We start from the raw sequence: 20,320 nt of genomic DNA, 5'->3' as shown, positions 1-20,320 counted from the left end.
AGAAACGGCGTCCTGGCGGACGCCGTACGCTCGTGCGAGCAGTAATACCCAGAAACGGCGTCCTGGCGGACGCCGTACGCTCGTGCGAGCAGTAATACCCAGAAACGGCGTCCTGGCGGACGCCGTATGCTCGTGCGAGCAGGGGAGTCGACACGCCCTTGAAACCCGACGCCGTAACTCGAAGCGATGAGCGACGCGAAGACGATGCGACGCATGGGCGCACTCGTCCTCGCGGTGAACCTCGCGCTCGCGGCCGGGAAGACCGTCGTCTACCTCGACGGCGGGAGTCTCGCCGTCGGCGGGGAAGCCGTGAACAGCTTCGCGGACGCCGCCTACAGCGTCTTCGTCCTCGTCGGGCTCTACTACACCACGCAGCCGCCGGACTTCGAGCACCCGCACGGCCACGAGCGCATCGAGCCGTTCGTCGCGCTGTTCGTCGCCACGGGCGTGTTCGCCGCCGGCGGCGCCATCCTCTACCAGGCCGGGACGACGCTCCTCTCCGGCGACGCGACGGTTACCACCGGGTTCGCCGCCGTCGGCATCCTCGCGGTCTCCGGCGTCACGAAGTACGCGCTCTACCGCCTCGTGTACGCGCGCGGCGAATCGACGAACTCGCCGGCGCTCAAAGCGGCCGCGCTCGACAACCGGAACGACGTCCTCACCGCGGGCGCGGCACTCGTCGGCGTCGTCGGCGCACGCGCCGGGTTCCCGCTCCTCGACCCCATCGCCGCGAGCGTCGTCGCGGTCGCAGTCTGCTACACGGGCGTCGAGATCGTCCGCGACAACGTCGGGTACCTCGTCGGCTCCGCGCCCCCGGAGGAACTCCGCGTCGAGATCGTCGACCGCGCGCTCGCGCACCCGGACGTCGAGGGCGCGCACGACGTCGTCGCGCACTACGTCGGCCCCGAGGTCGACGTCTCGCTGCACATCGAAGTGGAGGGCGACCGGACGCTGTTCGAAGCGCACGACATCGAGACCGAGGTGATGGACGCCATCCGCGAACTCCCCGAGGTCGACGACGTGTTCGTGCACGTCGACCCGAAGGAACTCGGCGAGTGGAAGGCCGACGCGGACGTCGACCGGCTCGCGCGGAGACACCGAGAGGACTGACCCGGCGGTCTCGGCGGAGACGCCCGAGGCCGGTGGGCGAGGGGGTGAGCGAGGCCGGGATAGGGTTTTGGTACCTGCACCCTTGGCTCGTGGTATGCCTTCGACGCTCGTGCACGTGGCACTCGGTGGGCTGGTTGGGTGCGCGTTGCTCGCCGGTGCGTTCTCGCCGCGCGCCATCCTCGTGGTGCTGGCAGCGGTCGCGGCGGTCGACCTCGACACGTTCCTCGGGTGGGTGGTGGTGGGCGCGCATCGCTCCGCCACCCACACCGTCCTCCTCCCGCTCGCACTGGGCGCGCTCGTGGTCTGGGACGTCCGCGTCCGCGAGCACTCGTGGCTCCGTGCGCGCTTCGGGGCGACCGCGCCGCGGGTCGCGAGCGTCGCCGTCGTCGCGGTCGCGTTCGCGGGCATCGGTCCGGACGTGGTGACCAACGGCGTGAACGTGCTCTGGCCGGTCCACGACCAGTTCTACGAGGTCACCGGGCGGACGTACCTCAGCGACCAGAAGGGGTTCGTGCAGACGTTCGTCGACCTCGGGAACGAGGAGCCCGTGAAGGACGCGAGCCTCGGGTCGACGAAAGAACGCCAGTACCACACGGGCGCGGACACCAACCCCGACAGGAAGGGCGAGCCCGAGGTCCAGGAGCGAATCTTCCCGCTCGCGGGCTCCGGCACCCAACTCCTGCTCGTCGCGACCGGCGCGCTCGTCGTCGCCGGGCGCGTCTACGAGGACGTCCGCGGGCGCTGAGACCCGAGCGGTCACGGGGACCGGACCGCAACGTTCCTGTCGGTCCCGCCTGCACCCTCTCGCATGGACGCGACCATCCGCCCGTACGACGCCGAGTGCGACCGCGACGCGCTCTGGGAGTTGAAGACCGGGTTCGAGACCGGGCTCGGTGCAGGCACCGGCGACGACGAGAAGCAGGCGACGTACGAGGACAAGCTCACTGACGCGTATCGCGCGGACTGGCTGGACTGGGTGGACCGCTGCGTCGCCGACGACGAACGCTGCGTGACCGTCGCGAGCGCGCCCGACGGCCACGAGGACGCGGGAGGGGACGGCGGCGAGACGCTGCTCGGGTACGTGTTCGTGCTCCCCGAGCGCCTCGCGTTCGTCTGGGACGCCGCCGTCCTCAACGAACTCTACGTCGCGCCCGACGCACGCGGGACCGGCGTCGCGGACGACCTCATGGACGCCGCGGTCGCGCTCGCTCGCGACCAGTCCCTCCCGCTCGACCGGCTCGTGCTCGACGTCGACCGCGAGAACGACCGCGCGAAGGCGTTCTACGACCGCCACGGGTTCGCACACTGGGGCGAGATGGTCGCCCGCGAACTGTAGACTGCGTCAGACCGACCGCGATGGGTCCGCCGTGTCGTCGCCCGAACGAGAGACGAAGAACGCGCTCAGCAGGAGAAGCACGCCCACGACCAGCAACTGTGGGCCGACCGCAACGCCGACCATCCCCACGACGAGTACCACGCCGCTCCCAATCCAGAGCGGAAGCTCCGTACCGGTGTACGCGCTACCGAGACACAGGAGGCTCACGAGGACCGGGAGGACCGCGAGGGAGAGCAGCACCACGTTCCCGGCTTCCAATGCAGTCGCGGCGGTCCCGTCGACCGTCGTAACGTCCGTGAACAGCAAGTACGCAGCGGACGCGACGGCGACCGCCGATGCGACGGTCGTCGTCGCCAGGCCGAGTTCGTACGATGACCCACCCATAAGGTATCTAGCCATTCCGTCCCTCGCAGTAAGTAGTACCGACGCGAGGCCGCGCACTGGGGCGAGATGGTCGCCCGCGAACTGGCGGTGCAGAGAAGCAGTCAGTCGAGTCGGACGGCGTCGACGCGGGGAGACGCAGTCGAGTCAGGCGACGTCGGCGAGGACGCCGCCGATGGCGCCGAAGACGACGGGGTAGACGACGCCCGCGATGATGATGGCGTTCGCGAGCGGGACGGTGAGGCTGCCGGCGTCGCCCTCGGCGCTGAACGCGATGGCGCCGACGACGGCGAGCGCGAGCTGGCCGACGACGACGAGCGCGCCCGCGGCGGCGGACTGGCCGGTGCCGCGGATGCTCGGCGACGACGCGACCGCGTAGCCGGCGGCGACGAGCGCGACGGCGGGGACGAGGTACGCGAGCGCGAGCAGCGAGCTGTCGGCGAGCGCGATGAGGCTGAACGTCGACTCGGAGAGCGCGCCCTCGAACGTCACCTCGACGAACTGCGCGTTGAAGAGCACGTAGCCGGCGGCCTTCCACGCGGGGACGCTATCGCGGACGATACCGATGACCGCCTGGTTCAGGGCCTCGCCGATGCTGTCCGGCTCGGGGAGTTCGACGAACGTCCACAGGAGGAACGAGACGACGTACGTCGCGACGAACGCGGCGGCGCCGGCGCCGGCACCGCGGATCGCCGTGGACGCGTCGATGCCGCTGCGGGCCGTGCTACCGCCGGTCGCTGCGTCGTGGTCGCGGGTCGAACGGGCACACATATCAACTACCGGTATCGAACGGGTGCGTAATAAACGAGGGGCTAGGTGTCCGTTGCCCAACGTGTCGATGCGGCTGGCGCCTCGATGGTTCGTCTGGGGGGCGCGAATCGCGGTCGTTCCGCGGTGCGCGAACCGACGGGATTACGGCGCGTCCACTCGACGGCGCTGGTATGGAACGACGGCGACTCGACGACTACCTCGACGCGGAGGACCTGGCGTCGGTGTGGTTCGCGCGCCCCGAGGGGTTCGCGTGGCTGACCGGCGGCGACAACCGCGTCGACCACGAGGCGGGCATCGGCGTGGCGGCAGCGGGCTACGACGGCGAGGACGTGACCGTCGTCGCACCGAACAACGAGACCGAGCGATTGCGCGACGAGGAACTCGCCGAGGACGTGACCGTCGTCGAGTACCCCTGGCACGAGCGCGACCTGCCGGCGGCGGTCGCGGCGGTCGCGAGCCAGCCGGCTGTGGCGGACGTGGACGTCCCCGGGTTCGGTGACGTGGACGCGAGCGCGCTCCGCCAGCCGCTCTCCGAGCGCGACCGCGAGCAGTACGCGGACGTCGGCCGACGCACCGCCGCCGCGGTCGAGGCGGTCTGCACGGAGCTCCAGTCGACTGACACCGAGGGCGAGGTCGCGTCCGCGCTCTCGGTCGCGCTCTCGGTGCGCGAACTCACCGCGCCGGTCGTCCTCGTCGGCGGCGCCGACCGCGCCGCGCCGTACCGGCACTTCACGCCGACGGAGAACCAGCTCGGTGACTACGCGATCGTCTCCGTGACGGCGTACGACGACGGCCTGTACGCGTCGTGTACGCGAACGGTCGCGTTCGACGCGCCCGACTGGCTCGCCGACCGCCACGAGGCGGCGGCGCGCGTGGAGACGACGGCGCTCGCGGCGACGCGCGCCGTCGGTCGCGACGACGGCACCGCCGCGGACGTCTTCGAGCACGTCCAGGCAGCGTACGACGCGGTCGGGTGGCCCGACGAGTGGCGCGAGCACCACCAGGGCGGCGCCGCCGGGTACGCCGGCCGCGAGTGGATCGCGACCCCGACGAGTACCGAGCCCGTGCACCTCCCGCAGGGGTACGCGTGGAACCCGACCGTCGAGGGCGCCAAGAGCGAAGGCACGGTGCTCGTCGACGACGACGGGTTCGAGCCGCTGACGACGGGCGACGACTGGCCGACCATCTCGGTCGACGCCGTCGACTTCGACGTGACCCTGGAACGCCCCGCCGTCTACGACGCCTGACCGCGGTCGCTTCTCCCGGTTCGTTCCCCGCAACGCGAGCGCCGTCGACGTACGTCACCTGACGACGCCGACGAACCGGCCAGACCGTGGCCGGTGGCGTCGTACGCCGGAATCCGACCATGGACGCCCCCGGTCGCGCCGCCCGGTTATCGACAGTCGTCGAATGTGGCTTTCGATTACCTTTTAGTCCGCGCCGGTGGTGGGTTCCTCCATGGGACTCGACGAGGACTCACTGGACTATCACGCGGAGGACCCCCCCGGGAAGCTCGAGATATCGACGACGAAGCCGACGAACACCCAGCGGGACCTCTCGCTCGCGTACTCGCCCGGCGTCGCCGCGCCCTGCGAGGCGATCGCGGCGAACGAGGACGACGCGTACAAGTACACCGCGAAGGGGAACCTCGTGGGCGTCGTCTCCAACGGGAGCGCCGTCCTCGGCCTCGGCGACATCGGCGCCGCTGCCTCCAAACCCGTCATGGAAGGCAAGGGCGTGCTCTTCAAGCGGTTCGCGGACATCGACGTGTTCGACATCGAACTCGACCAGGACGACCCCGAGAAGATCATCGAGGCCGTCGACGCGATGGGCCCGACGTTCGGTGGGATCAACCTCGAGGACATCAAAGCGCCGGAGTGCTTCCAGATCGAGGAGGCGCTCAAGGACTCGATGGACGTCCCCGTCTTCCACGACGACCAGCACGGGACCGCCATCATCTCCGGCGCGGCGCTCGTCAACGCCGCCGAGATATCCGGCAAGAACCTCGAGGACCTCGACATCGTGTTCTCCGGTGCCGGCGCCTCGGCCATCGCGACCGCGCGATTCTACGTCTCCCTCGGCGCGAAGAAGGAGAACATCACGATGTGCGACTCCTCGGGCATCATCACCCAGGAACGCGCGGACGCCGGCGACGTCAACGAGTACAAACAGCAGTTCGCGCGAGACGTCCCCGGCGGGGACCTCGCGGACGCGATGGACGGCGCGGACGTCTTCGTCGGCCTCTCCATCGGCGGCCTCGTCAGTCAGGAGATGGTGCAGTCGATGGCGAGCGACCCCATCGTGTTCGCGATGGCGAACCCCGACCCCGAGATCGGGTACGAGGAAGCGAAGGCGGCGCGCGACGACACCGTCATCATGGCGACCGGGCGCTCCGACTACCCGAACCAGGTGAACAACGTCCTCGGGTTCCCGTTCATCTTCCGCGGGGCGCTCGACGTGCGCGCGACCGAGATCAACGAGGAGATGAAGGTCGCCGCGGCGCGAGCGCTCGCGGAACTCGCACAGAAGGACGTCCCGGACGCGGTCGTGAAGGCGTACGGCGACCAGCCCCTGCAGTTCGGCGCGGACTACATCATCCCGAAGCCCCTCGACCCGCGCGTCCTGTTCGAGGTCGCGCCCGCGGTCGCCGAGGCCGCGATGGACTCCGGGTGCGCGCGGCACGAGGTCGAACTCGACGCGTACGAGGAGCGCCTCGAAGCACGGCTCGGGAAGTCCCGCGAGATGATGCGCGTCGTCCTGAACAAGGCAAAGAGCGACCCGAAGCGCATCGCGCTCGCCGAGGGGACCGACGAGAAGATGATCCGGGCGGCGTACCAGCTCGAGGAGCAAGGTATCGCGGAGCCGGTGCTCATCGGGAACCCGAAGACGATCGCGAAGACGACCGAACGCCTCGGGCTGGACTTCGAGCCGGAGGTCGCGAACCCCCGCGAGGCCGGCGAGTACGAGGAGTACGCGAAACGCCTGCACGACATCCGCAAGCGCAAGGGCCTCACGGAGAACGAGGCCCGCGACCTCGTGCGCCGTGACTCGAACTACTTCGGGAGCGTGATGGTCGAATCCGGCGACGCGGACGCCCTCATGACGGGGCTCACGCATCACTACCCGAGCGCGCTCCGGCCGCCGCTGCAGGTCATCGGGACCGCCGAGGACGCGGACTACGCCGCGGGCGTCTACATGCTGACGTTCAAGAACCGCGTCATCTTCTGCGCTGACGCAACCGTGAACCAGGACCCGGACGCGAAGGTGCTCGCCGAGGTCGCAGAACACACCGCCGACCTGGCCCGCGAGTTCAACGTCGACCCGCGCGTCGCGATGCTCAGCTACTCGAACTTCGGGAGCGTCGACAACCCCGGCACCCGCAAACCCCGGCGCGCCGCGCGGATGCTCCGCGAGAACCCCGAGTTCGACGCGCCCGTCGACGGCGAGATGCAAGCGGACACCGCCGTCGTCGAGGACATCCTCGAAGGCACGTACGACTTCAGCGACCTCGAAGGGCCCGCGAACGTCCTCGTCTTCCCGAACCTCGAAGCCGGGAACATCGGGTACAAGCTCCTCCAGCGCCTCGGCGGCGCGGACGCCATCGGCCCGATGCTCGTCGGCATGGACAAACCCGTGCACGTCCTCCAGCGCGGCGACGAGGTCAAGGACATCGTCAACCTCGCCGGCGTCGCCGTCGTCGACGCGCAAGAGAACTGAGCGAGCTTCCGCGCTCACCTTTTCGCCCACGTTTTGCGGACCGCGAACGAAACGAGGCGACGCAGTCGCCTCGATGGCGAACGCGTCGTCGCGCTCGCCAGCGGCGAGACGTGATGGCTCGGACACGCTGGAGGTGGTCGTCTGGAGACGCGCGCGAGTTGGTCAAATCGGCGTTTGTCTCTCCGGCCGGCTTTTTTCAGTGGGCGTCGTCGGTGGATGCGTGAAGCGACGGGAGTTCGTCGCGGCTGCGGTCAGCGTGGCCTGTGCGGGAGTCGTCGGTGCGTCCCAGGCCGACGAATTCGCGTCGGCGTCGGCGTCGCGCCCGGACCGACTCGACGACGCTGGAGCGGCCGCGAGTGCGGACGCCAGCACCGAGACCGACGCTTCGGCGACCGAGGCCGAGGACGAACTGGCGGAGCCGGCGACGCTCGAGGTCGTGTCGACGGCGTCGGGGACGACGCCCGTCCACTTCCGGCTGGTGCACGAGACTGGGAGGGTCGCGTACGACGACGTCCGCGAGATGACCTACGGGGAGCGCGCGTACCTCTCCGGGCGCTGCGAGCGCGGCGAGACGTACGTGTTCTCGCTCGCAGTCGACGGCGCGACACTCGTCCGCGAGACCATCGAACCCGGCGAGCGCGCCGTGTTCGAGTTACTCGACGAGACGACCGTCTCTGTGGTCGCCTGACCGACGCAACTGAACGCGAAGCATCCGTTTTCGGGAGCGAGAGACTGCCCCGTGGATGGACCGCGAGCCTCGAAGGCCACCTTTTCGCCCACGTTTTGCGGGCCGCGACCGAAGGGAGCGGCCCGACAAAAGGTGGTTAGTCGGAGGCGTGGCGGTCGGCGCGGCTCGGCGGCGGGTACTGCGGGCTGGACCCTGGTGACTCGGGGAGCACGCACCGGTCGGGCTCCTCGTTGACGTGCGCGTACTCGCGGGGTGCGTTCGCGAGGTAGTGCGCGGGGTTGTCCTCGGAGTGGATGCGCGCGGCACGCACCTCGTCGAACCCGGAGACGCGAGCGCGGATGCCGCGCCAGTGGTGCTCGCTCGCCGTCGGCACCTCGATGGCGCGCGTCGGCTGCCAGTCCGGGTGGTGGCCGGCGAGGACGGCGGTGTTCACGTTCCCGGCGAGTTCGTCGTGGTCGACGAGCACGCCGACGCTGGCTGTGCGCGGTGCACGCTCGGCGACGACGTCGAGGCCGAGGTGGAGCGCGCGGTATTCGGCGACGTTGTTGTCGGGCGCATCGTCGCTTGCGGCGATGCGAGCGACGCGCTCGCCGTCTCGAGTCTCGATGACGGCGCCGATACCCCCGTCGTCGTTCGCGCGGAACGACCCGTCCGTCGCCACGTAGAAATCACGATGGTGGGTCCGGGGCGGGTGCGCGATGTGGGGGGTCGGCGACTCATCGAACAGGTCCCGCAGTGCGGGACGGCCGTGAGCGGCCATAGCTGACAGGATGCGACTCTCAGACTTAAATCCATCCCCCGTGAGAGACCATAGCACACGAGAGCGCTCGGGAGTTTCGGTAGCGGCAGACAGCCCTTCGAATCGAAGCATTGAGGCTGGGGCCCGTCGTCGCGTTCGACGTGAGTCGCTATCGAGACGTCGTCCTGTTCGTCGTCCTCGCCGCCGTCTGGGGGAGCGCGTTCCTCGCCATCAAGGAAGGCGTCGAGGTCGTCCCACCCGTGCTGTTCGCGGCACTCCGATACGACATCGCGGGTGTCATCATGCTCGCGTACGCCGCCTGGCGCGTCGACCACTGGATTCCCAGTGGCCGCGGCGAGTGGGCGCTGATCGCGGCCGGCGCGACGCTCATGATCGCCGCGTACCACGCCCTCCTGTTCGTCGGCGAGACCGACCCGGCGGTCACGTCCGCGGTCGCCGCCGTCCTCGTCGCACTCTCGCCAGTCCTGACCACCGGGTTCTCGCGACTGCTCGTCCCCGACAACCCCGTGACGCCCGCGACCGTCGCCGGCACGCTCCTCGCGCTCGTCGGCGTCGCCGTCCTCGTCCGCCCCGACCCCGCGAACCTCCTCGCCGGCGGCGCGGTCGCGAAGACGCTCGTCTTCCTCGCCGCCGCATCGTTCGCGCTCGGGAGCGTCCTGACGAAGGTCCCCGACGCCGAGCTCCCCATCGAGACGATGCAAGCGTGGTCGATGACCGGCGGTGCACTCATCATGCACGGCATCTCCCTCGGGCTCGGCGAGACGCAGACGTTCGGCGTCGAGTGGACGACGACCGCGCTCTGGTCGCTCGCGTACCTCTCCCTCGCCGCCTCCGCACTCGGCTTCCTCCTCTACTTCTACCTCCTCGAGCGCCTCGGCCCCATCGAGATCAACATGGTGAGTTACGTCGCCCCGATATTCGCTGCACTCGCAGGGTGGGCGATACGGGGCGAAGTGCCGACCGCGTACACGGTCGTCGGGTTCCTCGTCATCTTCGCCGGGTTCGCGCTCGTGAAACGCGACGCGCTCCGCGAGGAGGTCGCGTCACTCCAGCGGTCGCTCTCGTCCTGAGAACGTACGACGGCGACGCCGAGTGAGGGAGGGAGTCGATTCCAGCGTCGCCGAGTGGAGGAAGGCAGTCGATTCGAGCGTTGCGTCGGTTCAGTGGTCGCCGTGGCCGTGCCCGACGACGAGCGCGAGGACGTTCAGGGCGAACAGCGCGAGGAACGCGAGCGTGTCCGGGGTCCCGTCGAGTCCGGTCAGCAGGAGCGGGATGTGGAGGAACGGGAGTGCGACTGCGCTCCAGAAGCCCAGGAAGCGCACTGGCTTGACGACCGATTCGGTGACGTGCCGCGAGCGGGGGAGGACGCGGGAGTCGGAGAGCGGGGATGCCATCGTATCTCCACCATGGACGGACAGGAGCATATAATGCCGAGATTATTCGACCGGTTTCAACTCTTTTCACCGCGCTCTAGTCAACACATTAACCTTTCATGAGCGGCCGAGAGACGTCTAGACGTTTTACAATCGCCTTAGAGCCAGTCGTAGTATCCGGGCTCGCCTCGGATGTTAGTCGGTAACTACTAGGGCAGTAGCACGCCACCACCGCGTGACCACGCGGTCCGAGTGCGCCGCGAGCACGCGACCACGCGCCACCACGGAGCCACCACGACCAACTCGTTCACCGCGAGTTACCGGTTCAGACGGCCGGTTCGCCACCGATTGCCGGCAGTCGGCTGCGAGAGTCGTGCGAACCCACGGCCAGACCGTCTGACAGCCCACTCGCGGCGCGCGAGTCCAGGGCCGAGTGCACGAGCACTGGGCCAGCACGCTCGCGGACGGGCGCGTTCGCCGACGGACCGGTCGTCCCGTTCGCCGAGTCGTTCGTCGACGCGACGAGCCGGACCGTGCGCTCGACGCGGACCTCCTCGTAGCGGACGACGACGGTGACGTTCCCGGTCGCGTCCGGCGTCGTCACCTGCCAGCTCGCGGTCGTCGTCTCGCCCGCCGGGACCGTCGTCCTGACGCGCGTCGTCGCCGTTCCGACCGTCACGACCGCGTCCTCGCTCGCGCGCTCGTTCCCGACGTTCGAGAGCGTCGCGTTCACGCGCATCGTCCCGTCCGCCGGCGCCGTCTCCGGGACCGCGACCGCGTCCGCGACGACCTCCGGGCCGACGACGACGAACGACGCGTTCGCACCCACGAATCGCTCGCGCGCCGTGGACGCCTTCGACGCCGACACCGTCGCGTTCCCCGGCGCGTAGAACGGGAACGAGACGCGACCGTCCGCCCCCGTCGGGTACGCGCTCCCGTAGAGTTCCACGGACGCGCCGACGCGCTCGCCCGTATCCGTCCGTCGAACGACGAACCGAGCACGCTCGCCCTCCCGAACCGGGTTCGGCGACACCGACACCGAGAGCGGAACGGGAATCCGTCGCACGTCGACGCGCGCCCGACCGTCGACGAACCGAACCGCCTGCGTCCGGTTCGCGCCCGCCACGACGACCACCTCGCCCGCGGCGTCGAAGCGCACGGTCGCCACGCCGTCCGCGCCCGTCGCGACCGTCCGACCGTCGAGCGACAGCGTCGCGTTCACCGCCTCACCCGTGTCTCGCCGCTGCACCGACACCGCGACCGGTTCGTCGACCCGGGGCGCGCTCCGGTTCGCGGTCGCGACCAACGCCACCGCTCGCCGCTCCACCGTCACCGCCCCAGTCGCCTCGACGAACCGGTACTCCGCAGTCGGCTCCTTCGACGCCCGCACTTCGAACTCGCCAGCGACGTCGAAGGTCACGTTCGCGACGCCGTCCGCGCCAGTCCGAACGGTCTCCCCGTCAGCAGCGACGACCGCATCGACGGCGCTCCCGTTCTCGCGAGCCACGCGAACCGGCATCGACTCGCCAGTCACCACGGACTCGGGGACCGACACCGACAGCGCACTCTCGAACCGCCGCACCCGGAGGGTCGTCGTCGCCGACCGATTCCCGTCCGGACGCACCCCAGTCACCTCGTACGACCCCGGGTCGTCGACCGACACCACAGCTGTCCCATCGCCACTCGTCGCGTACGACGCACCCGCAACTCGAACCGTCGCGTCGCTCACCGGCTTCCCATCGACCGACACCGTCACCGCAACCAGGTCGCCGGGGTCCACCGCCGACCGATTCACCGACACCGACACCCGGCCGTCCTCGCTCTGGTCGCGGAACGGGAACACCGGCCCGCTCTCCCCACCCGAGAGCGTCGCCGGCGACATCACCCCCACGACCCATAGGCCGACGACGGCGACGACGATACCGACGAGCAAGAGCACCTGCGGGTCACGAGTCGGTCGATACGGACCGTTTGCGGTACGACGCGTCGAGGTAACCGAAGACACTGGCGCGTCCTAAGCGGAGCGCGCGTAAAATCGTTTCCGCAGGCACTCGCCCCGAACCAGCCGGTCACCGACCACCGAACACCGGCAACAGAAGAACGCACGCAGTCGACTACTGGAAGCCGATACGGCCGCGCTCGACTACTGGAAGCCGATACGGCCGCCCCGGCGGTCGCGGGTCTCCGCGGCGCCGCCGCGGAACTCGTCCTCGATCTGGTCGTAGTACTCGAGGAGGTCGTCCGTGATGGTGGGACGGACGGACTCCATCGCGGTCCGGAAGTGCTTCATGTCGACCGCGGTCGCCTCGTCGTCCGCGCGCAACGCCTCGATGGCGGCTTCGCGCGCGATGGACTCCAGGTCGCTGCCGACGTACCCGTCGGTCATCTCCGCGAGCTCGCGGAGACTCACGTCCGGCGACAGCGGCGTGTCCTCCGTGTGGATGCGGAGGATCTGCTCGCGACCCTCGAGCTCGGGCTGGCCGACCATCACGAGGCGGTCGAACCGCCCCGACCGGATGAGTGCAGGGTCGATCATGTCCGGGCGGTTCGTCGCCCCGATGACCATCACCTCGCCCATCTCCTCCAGGCCGTCCAGTTCGGTCAGAAGCTGGTTGACGACGCGCTCGCTGACGTTCGACCCGACCTCGCCACCACGGGCGGGGGCGAGCGAGTCGAGCTCGTCGAAGAAGATCACCGTGGGGGAGACCTGGCGGGCCTTCCGGAACGTCTGCCGGATCGCCTTCTCGGACTCACCGACCCACTTCGAGAGCAGTTGGGGACCGCGGACGCTGATGAAGTTCGCGTTCGTCTCGTTCGCGACCGCCTTCGCCATCAGCGTCTTCCCCGTCCCCGGCGGCCCGTAGAGCAGGACGCCCGCCGGCGGGTCGATACCCATCCGCTCGAACTTCTCCGGGTTATTGAGCGGCCACTGGATGGACTCCTCGATGTTCTGCTTCGCGTCGTCGAGCCCGCCGACGTCGTCCCACGTGATCTTCGGGAGTTCGACGAGGACCTCCCGCATCGCACTCGGCTCCACCTCGTTGAGCGCGCCACGGAAGTCGTCGCGCTTCACGATCATGCGGTCGATGAGGCTCGGCGGGATGTCCTCCTCGTCCAGGTCGATCTCGGGGAGGTACCGCCGGAGTGCCTTCATCGCCGCTTCCTTCGTGAGGCTCTCGATGTCCGCGCCGACGAACCCGTGCGTCTCGCTCGCGAGACTCGGGAGGTTCACGTCGTCGGAGAGCGGCATCCCGCGCGTGTGAATCTGGAGGATCTCCTCGCGGCCCGTCTCGTCAGGCACGCCGATCTCGATCTCGCGGTCGAACCGGCCCGGGCGACGGAGCGCTGGGTCGACGGAGTCGACGCGATTGGTGGCGGCGATGACGATGACCTGCCCCCGACTCTCGAGGCCGTCCATCATCGTCAACAGCTGCGCGACGACGCGACGCTCGACCTCGCCCGTGACGTCCTCGCGCTTGGGCGCGATGGAGTCGAGTTCGTCGATGAAGATGATGGAGGGCGACTCCTCGGTCGCGTCCTCGAAGATCTCGCGGAGCTGTTGCTCGGACTCGCCGTAGTACTTCGAGATGATCTCGGGGCCCGCGATGGAGAAGAAGCTCGCGGACGTCTCGTTCGCGACCGCCTTCGCCAACAAGGTCTTCCCGGTGCCCGGCGGGCCGTGCAGGAGCACGCCCTGGGGCGGCTCGATGCCGAGCTTCTTGAAGATCTGGGGGTGCTTCATCGGGAGTTCGACCATCTCCCGGACGCGCTGGATCTCGCCTTGGAGGCCGCCGATGTCCTCGTACGTGATGCCGCCCCCGGTCTTCTCGAACCCGCTGATGGGTTCCTCGCGGAGTTCGACGTCGGTGTCCTCGGTGATGAGGACGACGCCCTCCGGCTGGGTCTCCACCGCGATGAGCGGGATCGCCTGCCCGGGCGAGCGCATGAACGGATGGTTCGTCGAGGACATCACGGGCACGATGTCGCGCTCGACGACCGGGCGCTTCAGGATCTGGCGTTTGACCATGCCCGCCGCGTCGCTCCCGAACTGCACGCTCGCTTCCTCGGGCGGTGCGAGCGTGAGCTTGTCCGCTTTCGTCGCTTCGGCCTTCCGGATGGTCACGCGTTCGCCGATACCGACGTCGGCGTTCTGCCGCGTGAACCCGTCGATGCGGACGGTGTCGGTGTTCCAGTCCTGTCGGTCCGCGCGCCAGACCTTCGCCGCGGTCGTGTCCGCACCTTCTATCTCGATGATGTCGCCGGGACTGAGCTTCAGGTGCAGGAGCGTGTCCGGGTCAAGTCGCGCGATACCGCGCCCCGAGTCGTTCGGGTACGCCTTCGCCACCTCCAGTTGGACTTCGTTCATGATTTGGGGACTGCCTGGATGGTCGAACGTGGGTCTCCGGTCCCGATATGTCTTTTGCTCAGACGGGGTTTCGGCGGTCCGTCACCGTCTCGTCGGGACGTCACCAACCCACCCATGCCACTCACTAGCAAGGTTGTTGGCGGGCCGCATAACGCTATCGGCGTCGCCGACCACTTACGCCGCGTCCGGTGCACGCGGTTCGTCGAACCACTCCACGTCGACGACGTTGCCGTCCGCGTCGAAGTGCACTGTCGCGACCTCGTGGCCGACCGGCGTCGGCCGGATCTCGTAGCGCTCCATCGCCTCCTCGTGGAGGTCCTCGACGTCCCGCCAGTCGGGCTGCCAGCCCTTCGCGTCGCCGAGTTTCACGCCGAACACCTCGCGCCCCCGCTTCTGGACGACGCCGAGCGGCCGCGAGTGCGCCGGCTCGCCGTCCCCCCGCCACGCCGCCCATCGATCTCTGAGACCCTCGAACACGTTCGATTCGTACGCACCCACCGCACTTAGTCCCTCGCGGTCGCACATCTCGCCGCTCGACCGAAGCCAGTCGCGGCGCTGGTGTGGGGGTCGCAGCCGACCGCGGGCCTTTTCGCGCTCGCCACCGCTCGTTGAGGTATGCGAACGCTCGCGTTCGACGGTCGGACCGGCGCCAGCGGCGACATGCTCATGGGTGCGCTCGTCGCTGCCGGCGCGGACCCGGGCGTCCTCGACGACCTCGCCGCCCAGCTCCCCGTCACCTACGAGGTTCACGACGTGGACAGGAACGGCATCACCGCCACGAAGGTCGACGTCGTCCACGACGACGCCACCGGCGAGAACGACAGCGACGAGGAGGACGACGGCGACGGCCACAGCCACGACCACGAACACGGTCACGACGACCACGACCACGAACACAGTCACGACGACCACGACCACGAACACAGTCACGACGACCACGACCACGAACACGGTCACGACCACGTGCACGGTGATTCGAGTGAGGGCCACGGCGCGAGTCGGTCGTACGCGGCGGTCGTGGAGTTCGTCGAGGGGCTCGACCTGCCGGCGGGCGTTCGCGAGGACGCGCTCGGCGCGTTCGAACTCTTGGGGAAGGCGGAGGCGAGCGTGCACGGCGTCGAGCTGGTGGAGACGCACTTCCACGAGGTCGGGACGGACGACGCCATCGCGGACGTCGTCGGGGCGTGCGCGCTCGTGCACGACCTCGACGTGGAGCGCGTGGTGACGACGCCGGTCGCGGTCGGCGGCGGGAGCGTCGAGATGGCGCACGGGACGTATCCGGTTCCGGCGCCGGCGGTGATGGAGCTCGCGGAGCGCGCGGACTGGCAGGTACGCGGTGGCCCCATCGACGTCGAACTCCTGACGCCGACGGGGGCGGCGCTGCTGGCGTACTACGCCGACGGCGTGGATTCGCTGCCGTCGATGACGGTGGACGCCTCGGGGTACGGCGCGGGCTCGAAGTCGTTCGACGCGCATCCGAACGTGCTGCGGGCCTCTGTTGGTGACGCCACGGGCGGCCTCCGTCGGGAGGACGTCGCGGTGCTGGAGACGAACCTGGACGACGCGACGCCGGAAGTACTGGGCGGCCTGCAGGACGCGCTCGCCGACGCCGGGGCGTACGACACGACGGTTCTCCCGACGACGATGAAGAAGTCGCGGCCGGGGCATCTCGTGAAGGTCGTGTGCGCGCCGGCTGACGCGGACGCGGTCGCGCGCCGGCTCGCCGAGGAGACCGGGACGCTCGGCGTCCGGGCGGCGAGCACGAGTCACCGCTGGGTCGCCGACCGCGCGTTCGAGACCGTCACGGTCGACGTCGACGGGGAGTCCCACGAGGTGACGGTGAAGGTCGCGAGCGACGAGGCCGGCGAGCGCTACGACGCGAGCGCCGAGTACGACGACGCCGCGCGCGTTGCCAGGGAGACCGGACTGCCTATCAGAGAGGTCGTTCGGCGCGCCGAGAGCACGTACTACGAGGGCGTGTGACGCAGGAACAAGGTCTCTCTCGCCAGTCTAGCGTCGGCCGCCACCCACTCGAAAGTACTCCTTATACACCTCTAGGAAGCGGGATGCACATATATCCATCCAGACATAGCCTTATACTCGATGCGGTGCCAGTTGGAGGTGAGATGGCCGACCCCACCGAAGCCCACGACTTCACGTTCGGCTGCTACCGCGGCGTCGACGTCACCCTCGAGGACGCCGACGCGTCCACCACCACCAGCGTCGACGAACCGACCCCCGTCACCGACGGGGGGCCCGCCGGCGCGACCGCCTGTCCGGCGTGCGAGAGCGACCTCGCGAACGTGCAGGGCGTTCCCGCGTGCACGCACTGCGCCTGGAACGCACGCTGACTGCCCGCTGCCGCGGACCGCCCGATGACGGCACGCTGACTGCCCGCTGACCGCCAGTGCAAGCGCCCACTGGTCCGACCGGCGTCGCCCCGCACCGACCGCCCACCTCGGCCGGCCTCGCACACTGCCCCGCGGGGCGACGGCGCGGCCCACCGTCACTGCTCCTGATATCGTTTCGTTCACTCGCCGCGAGCGTCCAGCCTCGCGTTACGCGTCCTCTTCGACTTCGCCGTCGCCATCGTCGTCGCCGTCGTCCTCGGCGCGGTGCTCGGCGAGCGCGGCCTCGACATCGAGTTCGCCGCGAGCGACGCGACGCGCGAGCGCGGTGTCGACCGCGCGGTTGTCCGGCGACAGCTCTCGCGACCGGTCCTTGACGCGCTGTATCTCGCCGTCGGTCGGCTCGAACTCGCGGGACTCGACGGGCTCGCCCTCGGTGCGCGCGATGTTCACCGCCGCGAGGACGTCGCCCATGCCGCGAGCGCCCGTTCCCAGATAGGGCGTCGTCCCGGTCTCGTCGACGAGTTCCACGCGGACGTCCTGGAGGCCGCCGATCACCTTCGCGCCCTCGCGGCGCGCGCCGTCGCCGACGCGCACCACCGCGTCCGTCTCCCCGGCGACCTCCTCACTGACGACGGCGGCCGCGTCGCTCGCCGGCACCTGGAACGCCGCCACCACGACGCCCCCGGCGAGCACCGCGATACCGGGTTTGCGGCCCGGGTCGACGCCGACGACCGTCCGGCCGTCGCCGCCGCGGAGGTACGCGAGCGCCGCCTCCACCGCCTTTCGCGGCGCGTCCGGCTCCGCCTCCACGACGTGCACGCCCTCGACGCTGTCGCCCCCCAGGGCGTCGCGCTCGACGGTGTCGCGCTCTCCCGGGCCGGTGACGACGACCGCGGCGTTCTCGGGGAGGTTGTCGCCGGGTTCGACGGTCGTGAACGCCACCCCGCGGTCGCGCAGCTCCCCCACCACGTCGTGATACACCTCGAAGTCCGCCGTCGCGACCACTATCACGCCACGCCGGTTCGAGCGCCGGCGAGATAAGTCCCGTCACCGCGGGCTCGACGCCAGACGCGAGCGCGGTGCCGCCGAACGCTCTTCCCGTTCGCCCGCCAAAGGACTGACATGGCGAGTTACGAGGTCGCGTGCGTGAGCATGGACTACGACGCCGACGTCGACGACTGCCGGTGCATCGAGGAGATCGGGTTCACGACGCGCTCGGGGTCGATCACGACGCGGACGCCCGCGGAGGTCCACGAGATGATCGCCGAGGACGAGAAGACCATCGTCGTCTCCTACAAGGGCGAACGCTTCCGACTCGCGGCCGTCGAACGCGACGGACAGCGGTACGTCCGCACCGCCGATTCCGATACGGGCGACGACACGCTCCTGAAGAAACCGAGCTGCTGACGGCCGAGTGCGCGGCGACGACGCGGCCGCGCTCCGGGTCGCGTGGGCCGCGTCGCTTCCCGTGCGTTTTTGTGCGGTCCCGTCCCCAGTACCTTCGTGAACGACGGCGTCATCTCGACGGGCTGTGGCCCCCTCGACGACCTGCTGGGTGGTGGACTGGAGCGCGGGACCGTCACGCAAGTGTACGGGCCGCCGGCGGCGGGGAAGACGAACGTCGCGCTCTCGGCGAGCGTCGCGGTCGCCGCCCAGGGCGGGCTCGTCGTGTACGTCGACACCGAGGGATTGTCGCTGGACCGCTTCGAGGCGGTGGCGGCCGCGGCCGCGGACGCAGCAGGCGTGGCCCTCGACGACGTCACGGGGAACGTCGTGGTGAAGGACGCGCTCGACTTCGACGAGCAGGCCGAGGCGGTCCAGGACGTCGCGGAGTTCGCCGAACAGGCGGACCTCGTCGTCGTCGACTCCGTCACGGGCTTCTACCGGTTGGAGCGCGGGAACGACGCCGAGGGCGGGGATTCGCTCCGCGAGGTCGCGAACCAGGTCACGCACCTCCTCGGGCTCGCGCGCCGGCACGACCTCGCGGTGGTCGTCACGAACCAGGTGTTCAGCGACCCGGACAGCGACCGCACGCGCGCGCTCGGCGGTCACACCCTCGAGCACTGGACGGGGACGGTCGTCCGCATCGACCGGTTCCGCGGCGGGAACCGGAAGGCGACCCTGGAGAAGCATCGCGCGAAACCCGCCGGCGAGAGCGTCCAGTTACAGATCACCGACGCCGGTATCGAGGCCGGCGACCAGCGACCCTGACGGCGCCGCGGCACCGCGGCGTCGCGTCGCCGCTCGGGTGCGACGACGCTGACGCGACCACGTCTCTCCGTTTCCGTCACGTCGCGGGGGCGAGCCGGTCGGTGATGAGGTCGCTGTACCGCATGAGCGTCGTGCCGAGGATACTCATCACGAGCACGTAGCCGACGGCGAACGCGGGAATCTCGGTGCCGAGCGCGCCGGTGCCGACGCTCGTGGCGATGGCGGCGAGGACGAGCGAGAACTCGCCGCGCGCGACGAGCGCGACCGCGACGCGGACCGAGCGTCGCTGGTCGAGGCCGTACGTCCGGCCGGCGTAGTACGCCGACGCGAGCTTGCTCGCGGTCGTGAGGACGACGGCGACGACGACGAGCGCGAGCGCGCTCCTGACCGTCCCGAGGTCCGTCTGGAGGCCGATGGAGAGGAAGAACACCGCCGCGAACAGGTCGCGAGCGGGCGAGAGGATGCGTTCGATGCGTTCGACGTGACTCGTCTCGCTGAACGCCATCCCGAGGAAGAACGCGGCGACGGCCTCGCTCACGCCCGCGGCGAGCCCCGCAGCGCCGAGGAGGACGAGCGTCCCGAAGACGCCGAGCAGGAACTGTTCGTCGGACTCGTGGGCGTACACGCGCTCGGCGACCGGGCCGCCGAAGCGAGCGACCGCGAACAGGACGACGAGGAACGCGAGCGCGATACCGACGGAGACGACGGGGTCGCCCGCGCCGGTGGCGACCGCGGAGACGATCGCGAGGTAGACGGCGATGACGAGGTCCTCGAACACGAGCACGCCGAGGACGGGCTCGGCCTCGGGGTCGGCGACCCACCCGAGGTCGACGAGCGTCTTCGTGACGATCGCCGAGGAGGAGATGTAGACGATGCCGGCGACGAACGCGGCTTCGAGCGGGTCGAAGCCGAACGCGAGCGCGATGGCGAGGCCGACGCCGGCGTTCGCGACGAAGTCGACGGTGCCGGCGCGCGTGAACTCGCCGCGGCGCGCGAGCAGGCGGTCGACGCTGAACTCCAGGCCGATGAAGAACAACAGGAGGACGATACCCAGTTCGGCGAACAGCGTGATGAACTCGTACTTCTCGAGGAGGTTCAGCGAGACGCCTTCGACGACGGGCGCGTTCGGACCGACGACGATACCGACGACGATGTACGCGGGGATGACGGACTGCCCGAATCGGTGGGCGAGCAGGCCGGCGGCTGCGAGGACGACGATGGCGACGGCAGCCTGGAACAGGAGGGGTTCCGCCACG

The 20,320-nt window shown here is 69.7% G+C and carries 20 protein-coding genes; 11 read left to right on the top strand and 9 right to left on the bottom strand.

What is annotated here, in order from left to right; genetic code table 11:
- Positions 1–186 precede the first annotated feature (186 nt).
- The 3 genes from VYJ16_RS20870 to VYJ16_RS20860 all read left to right on the top strand — a co-directional run bounded on the left by VYJ16_RS20870 (position 187) and on the right by VYJ16_RS20860 (position 2,446).
- The gene (locus tag VYJ16_RS20870) at positions 187–1,110 is read left to right on the top strand and encodes a cation diffusion facilitator family transporter (RefSeq protein ID WP_336352248.1); all 924 of its coding nucleotides are present in this window, start codon (positions 187–189) and stop codon (positions 1,108–1,110) included.
- A gap of 94 nt (positions 1,111–1,204) precedes the next feature.
- Positions 1,205–1,855: a metal-dependent hydrolase gene (locus tag VYJ16_RS20865; protein WP_336352247.1), complete on the top strand. Its 651-nt coding sequence runs from the start codon at positions 1,205–1,207 to the stop codon at positions 1,853–1,855.
- Positions 1,856–1,918: 63 nt separating this feature from the next.
- Complete coding sequence (locus tag VYJ16_RS20860; protein WP_336352246.1) at positions 1,919–2,446, top strand: GNAT family N-acetyltransferase; 528 nt, start codon at positions 1,919–1,921, stop codon at positions 2,444–2,446.
- 6 nt (positions 2,447–2,452) lie between these two features.
- Here the strand turns inward: VYJ16_RS20860 and VYJ16_RS20855 are convergent, their stop codons facing one another.
- Positions 2,453–2,830 carry a hypothetical protein gene (locus VYJ16_RS20855; protein WP_336352245.1) on the bottom strand — a complete coding sequence of 126 codons (378 nt, stop codon included), beginning with the start codon at positions 2,828–2,830 and terminating at the stop codon, positions 2,453–2,455.
- A gap of 144 nt (positions 2,831–2,974) precedes the next feature.
- Positions 2,975–3,598, bottom strand: coding sequence for a DUF7978 family protein (locus VYJ16_RS20850; protein ID WP_336352244.1), 624 nt, complete (start codon positions 3,596–3,598; stop codon positions 2,975–2,977).
- Positions 3,599–3,768: 170 nt separating this feature from the next.
- Between VYJ16_RS20850 and VYJ16_RS20845 the strand changes: the two genes are divergently transcribed.
- From VYJ16_RS20845 to VYJ16_RS20835, 3 genes are all read left to right on the top strand, one after another.
- A complete protein-coding gene (locus VYJ16_RS20845) occupies positions 3,769–4,845 on the top strand; it encodes a M24 family metallopeptidase (protein ID WP_336352243.1) in 1,077 nt (358 codons plus the stop codon).
- A 211-nt stretch (positions 4,846–5,056) separates the two neighbouring features.
- Entirely contained in the window at positions 5,057–7,315 is a 2,259-nt protein-coding gene (locus VYJ16_RS20840) for an NADP-dependent malic enzyme (RefSeq protein WP_336352242.1), read from the top strand.
- A 220-nt stretch (positions 7,316–7,535) separates the two neighbouring features.
- Positions 7,536–8,003 (top strand): hypothetical protein, encoded by a 468-nt coding sequence (locus VYJ16_RS20835; protein ID WP_336352241.1) that lies wholly within the window; start codon positions 7,536–7,538, stop codon positions 8,001–8,003.
- Between the two features lie 136 nt (positions 8,004–8,139).
- On the opposite strand, the gene VYJ16_RS20830 is transcribed toward VYJ16_RS20835, so the two are convergent.
- A complete protein-coding gene (locus tag VYJ16_RS20830; protein WP_336352240.1) occupies positions 8,140–8,763 on the bottom strand; it encodes a reverse transcriptase-like protein in 624 nt (207 codons plus the stop codon).
- A 140-nt stretch (positions 8,764–8,903) separates the two neighbouring features.
- Here VYJ16_RS20830 and VYJ16_RS20825 point away from each other — a divergent pair, with 140 nt between their 5' ends.
- The gene (locus VYJ16_RS20825; protein ID WP_336352239.1) at positions 8,904–9,833 is read left to right on the top strand and encodes a DMT family transporter; all 930 of its coding nucleotides are present in this window, start codon (positions 8,904–8,906) and stop codon (positions 9,831–9,833) included.
- A 90-nt stretch (positions 9,834–9,923) separates the two neighbouring features.
- On the opposite strand, the gene VYJ16_RS20820 is transcribed toward VYJ16_RS20825, so the two are convergent.
- The 4 genes from VYJ16_RS20820 to VYJ16_RS20805 all read right to left on the bottom strand — a co-directional run bounded on the left by VYJ16_RS20820 (position 9,924) and on the right by VYJ16_RS20805 (position 15,000).
- Complete coding sequence (locus VYJ16_RS20820; RefSeq protein WP_336352238.1) at positions 9,924–10,157, bottom strand: DUF8028 family protein; 234 nt, start codon at positions 10,155–10,157, stop codon at positions 9,924–9,926.
- A gap of 304 nt (positions 10,158–10,461) precedes the next feature.
- Positions 10,462–12,075, bottom strand: a complete 1,614-nt coding sequence (locus tag VYJ16_RS20815; protein ID WP_336352237.1) for a hypothetical protein — start codon at positions 12,073–12,075, stop codon at positions 10,462–10,464.
- 204 nt (positions 12,076–12,279) lie between these two features.
- Positions 12,280–14,502: a CDC48 family AAA ATPase gene (locus tag VYJ16_RS20810; protein ID WP_336352236.1), complete on the bottom strand. Its 2,223-nt coding sequence runs from the start codon at positions 14,500–14,502 to the stop codon at positions 12,280–12,282.
- A 174-nt stretch (positions 14,503–14,676) separates the two neighbouring features.
- Entirely contained in the window at positions 14,677–15,000 is a 324-nt protein-coding gene (locus VYJ16_RS20805; protein ID WP_336352235.1) for a hypothetical protein, read from the bottom strand.
- 117 nt (positions 15,001–15,117) lie between these two features.
- On the opposite strand from VYJ16_RS20805, the gene larC reads away from it, so the two are divergent.
- Entirely contained in the window at positions 15,118–16,485 is a 1,368-nt protein-coding gene (gene larC, locus VYJ16_RS20800) for a nickel pincer cofactor biosynthesis protein LarC (RefSeq protein WP_336352234.1), read from the top strand.
- A gap of 143 nt (positions 16,486–16,628) precedes the next feature.
- Positions 16,629–16,853 carry a hypothetical protein gene (locus tag VYJ16_RS20795; RefSeq protein WP_336352233.1) on the top strand — a complete coding sequence of 75 codons (225 nt, stop codon included), beginning with the start codon at positions 16,629–16,631 and terminating at the stop codon, positions 16,851–16,853.
- A 207-nt stretch (positions 16,854–17,060) separates the two neighbouring features.
- Here VYJ16_RS20795 and VYJ16_RS20790 read toward each other — a convergent pair whose 3' ends face one another.
- Positions 17,061–17,864: a hypothetical protein gene (locus VYJ16_RS20790; RefSeq protein ID WP_336352232.1), complete on the bottom strand. Its 804-nt coding sequence runs from the start codon at positions 17,862–17,864 to the stop codon at positions 17,061–17,063.
- A gap of 111 nt (positions 17,865–17,975) precedes the next feature.
- Between VYJ16_RS20790 and VYJ16_RS20785 the strand changes: the two genes are divergently transcribed.
- Positions 17,976–18,260, top strand: a complete 285-nt coding sequence (locus VYJ16_RS20785; protein WP_336352231.1) for a DUF3892 domain-containing protein — start codon at positions 17,976–17,978, stop codon at positions 18,258–18,260.
- A 96-nt stretch (positions 18,261–18,356) separates the two neighbouring features.
- A complete protein-coding gene (gene radB / locus VYJ16_RS20780) occupies positions 18,357–19,064 on the top strand; it encodes a DNA repair and recombination protein RadB (RefSeq protein WP_336352230.1) in 708 nt (235 codons plus the stop codon).
- Between the two features lie 76 nt (positions 19,065–19,140).
- On the opposite strand, the gene VYJ16_RS20775 is transcribed toward radB, so the two are convergent.
- On the bottom strand, positions 19,141–20,319 hold the full coding sequence (locus tag VYJ16_RS20775) for a cation:proton antiporter (RefSeq protein ID WP_336352229.1): 1,179 nt from the start codon (positions 20,317–20,319) through the stop codon (positions 19,141–19,143).
- Position 20,320: the final 1 nt, after the last annotated feature.

It is taken from the genome of Halorubellus litoreus (genome assembly GCF_037081675.1).
GTDB lineage: Archaea > Halobacteriota > Halobacteria > Halobacteriales > Natrialbaceae > Halorubellus > Halorubellus litoreus.
The sequence above is the reverse complement of the archived record's forward strand: the minus strand, read 5'-3'. Positions and strand labels throughout refer to the sequence as shown.